Source organism: Azohydromonas lata NBRC 102462, from assembly GCF_001571085.1.
Lineage (GTDB): Bacteria > Pseudomonadota > Gammaproteobacteria > Burkholderiales > Burkholderiaceae_C > Azohydromonas > Azohydromonas lata.
The window spans coordinates 1-912 of sequence record NZ_BCTC01000307.1 but is presented as its reverse complement, the minus strand read 5'-3'; the positions used below and the strand labels follow the sequence as shown (position 1 = coordinate 912).

General features: G+C 66.3%; 1 pseudogene. It reads right to left on the bottom strand.

Features of this window, described 5'->3' with window-relative positions:
• Nucleotides 1-859, bottom strand: a pseudogene (locus tag ALA01S_RS32475) (IS5 family transposase).
• Nucleotides 860-912 lie beyond the last annotated feature (53 nt).

Sequence of the window (912 nt, the reverse complement as noted above, 5' to 3'; positions counted from 1 at the left end):
CTAGGTTGTGTTTGATAAGGCCAGTTGAAGGTGCTGGCGGATCATCGCCAGCTTGACGCCTCCAACGTAGTGGATGGCCAGCTTCTCGAAGCGCGTAGCCACGGCGCGGGACTGTTTGAGCCAGCCAACGCATCGCTCGACGACATTGCGCCGCCGGTACTGCTGGGCATCGAACTTCGGCGGGCGCCCGCGGCGATGGGCAACTTGGTCGCGCCGCTCAGGAATCACGACCGTGACGTGGCGCTGGCGCAGCCACTGGCGGATGTGACGATGGCTGTAACCCTTGTCGCCGGCCACGCGCTCGGGCCGCTGACGCACCGTACCGTTGGGGCGACAGACACGCACAGAGTCCAACAACGGTTTGGCGTATGGCGCTTCGTTGGCCTGGCCGGCGCTGACCTTGACTGCCAGCGGCAACCCAGCCCCATCCGTCACCAGGTGCAGCTTGGTGCCCCAGCCGCCGCGGCTACGCCCGAGGGCGTGATCGTCGGGCTCGTGTGGCAGCGGTTTTTTTTCCCGCCCCGGCGGCTGCCTGGTGCGCGCGGACATTGGAGCCGTCCACGCACCACAGCGACCAGTCGATGCTGCCTGCGGCGTCCAATTGCGTTTGAAGTGTCTGCAGCATGCGGTCCCAGACGCCCGTGCGCGCCCAGCGCCGTGATCGCGAGTAGACGGTTTGCCACGGCCCGTAGCGCTCGGGCAGGTCACGCCACGGAATGCCCGTGTTGAGCCGGAACAGCATCCCGTTGAGCACGGTGCGGTGATCACGGTAATGGCGCCCGGGTGTCTGCAACTGCGGCAGCAGCGGCTCCAGCAGCGCCCACTCTTGGTCAGAGAGTTCATGCCGTCGGCGTGCCATGACAACCTCCGCCTCGAAATCCGAAGGCGAAGGTCGCAGCGAGCGGCATGCCT